The sequence below is a fragment of the Phaeobacter sp. 11ANDIMAR09 genome (assembly GCF_001294455.1).
GTDB lineage: Bacteria > Pseudomonadota > Alphaproteobacteria > Rhodobacterales > Rhodobacteraceae > Pseudophaeobacter.
The window spans coordinates 1-1821 of the sequence record NZ_LIKT01000078.1 but is presented as its reverse complement, the minus strand read 5'-3'; the positions used below and the strand labels follow the sequence as shown (position 1 = coordinate 1821).

The following is a 1821-nucleotide window of genomic DNA, read 5'->3' as shown; positions in this document are numbered from 1 at the left end:
AAAGCGCTGAACCGGCGAATAAGAACCGGTGTAGCCTTCCACCACAAGCTGCTCATAAAGCTTCTGGGCCGTCCGCCGTCCGCCGTTCCCGTCGCGGTCGCTTCATATCCTGATCGAACAGCTCCTGAAGACGAAGATCAAAACCGTCACACAAATTGTACCGAACCGGCGGAGCCTGACGTTGGTAGCTGGGAGGACGCGCATCCTTCAGATACTTCTTGATCGTATTCCGCGACAATCCCGTCGCCCGCGCCACAGATCGGATGCTGCGGCCCTCATTCAGAACCCAAACTCGGATCTTCGATACACTTTCCATCAATAACACCTGCTCTTTCCTCCGCACAATTTGCGCGGATTTTAGACGATTGCAGGTGGGTCAAGTTTAATCGCTCATAACCCACCTAAGTGGGTCAATTTTACATGCCGATTCACATTTTTCGTCCGAGACCGAGTCTGTTGATTGTCACTGAGAACTGACCCGGTATGCCCATAAATTGTCACTGAGAATTGACCCATGTGAACACACTTCCCCGACGTTTTTGGTTGGGGGGATTTGGAGTGATCGACATGGGATTTTTGAGTGTCATCAGACGCTGGGCATTGCGTGACAAAATGCCAATACGCGAGATCGCCCGGCGGACGGGTTTGTCCCGGAATACTATCAAGAAGTATCTGCGCGAAGGCGCGGTTGAGCCGAAGTTCAAGACGCCCAAGCGTCCAAGCAAATTGGACCCATACGCGGATCGTTTGTCCGCTTGGCTTTTGATCCAGACGCGGAAGTCACGCAAAGAGCGGCGGACAGTGAAGCAAATGCATGCTGATCTGGTGAAGCTGGGATATGACGGCTCCTATGAACGCGTGGTGGCTTTCGCCCGGGCGTGGCGTGATGATCGGCATCGAGCGGAACAGACGACGGGGCGCGGCACCTATGTGCCTTTGGTATTCCAACCCGGCGAAGCGTTCCAATTCGATTGGAGCGAGGACTGGGCCAACATCGGCGGTGAGCGGGTCAAACTTCAGGTCGCGCATATCAAACTGTCACACAGCCGCGCGTTCCTGGTGCGCGCTTATCCGCTGCAAACGCATGAGATGCTGTTCGACGCTCATTGGCATGCGTTCAGGGTTTTTGGCGGCGTCCCCGGACGTGGCATCTATGACAATATGAAGACGGCGGTAGACCGCGTTGGCAAAGGCAAGCAACGCGACATCAATGCACGCTTCAAAGCCATGGCCAGCCACTATGTCTTTGAACCTGAGTTCTGCAATCCGGCAGCGGGCTGGGAAAAGGGTCAGGTTGAGAAGAACGTACAAGATGCGCGTAACCGCATGTGGCAGGTCATGCCCATCTTTGCCGATCTGGACGAACTGAACCAGTGGCTCGAAGATCGTTGCGTCGCGCTCTGGACAGAGACACCACACAAAGCCTTACCGGGGTCCATCGCTGACGTTTGGGAAGCCGAGAAGCCCATGCTGATGGCACTTCCGCCAGCCTTTGATGGCTTTATCGAACACAGCAAGCGTGTGTCCCCGACCTGTCTGATTACCTTCGAACGCAATCGCTACAGCGTGCCCGCCAGCTTTGCGAACCGCCGTATCAGCCTGCATGTCTACCCTGATCGGCTGGTTGTCATCGCTGAGGGGCAAACGGTCTGCGAGCATGCGCGGATCATCGAGCGGTCTCATCCACTGCCCCGGCAGTGCATGTTTACAATTTGTGCAACAAAGCCCCTCCGTTTCCTAAACATAGGGGCGGACCAGTTCAGTTGGGGAGGCTCAGCTGCTCGACCCCAACAATCACCTCATGTCGCAAAATCTGCCCTC

The 1821-nt window shown here is 55.4% G+C and carries 2 protein-coding genes and 1 pseudogene; 2 read left to right on the top strand and 1 reads right to left on the bottom strand.

The window, feature by feature from the left end:
- On the top strand, positions 1-222 hold a 222-nt coding region (locus AN476_RS23475; protein ID WP_253279975.1), incomplete at its 5' end, for a hypothetical protein.
- Positions 223-238: 16 nt separating this feature from the next.
- Here AN476_RS23475 and AN476_RS23675 read toward each other — a convergent pair.
- Positions 239-316, bottom strand: a pseudogene (locus tag AN476_RS23675) (hypothetical protein); the annotation flags it as partial.
- Positions 317-567: 251 nt separating this feature from the next.
- Here AN476_RS23675 and istA point away from each other — a divergent pair.
- On the top strand, positions 568-1821 hold a 1254-nt coding region (gene istA, locus AN476_RS22140), incomplete at its 3' end, for an IS21 family transposase (RefSeq protein ID WP_253279976.1).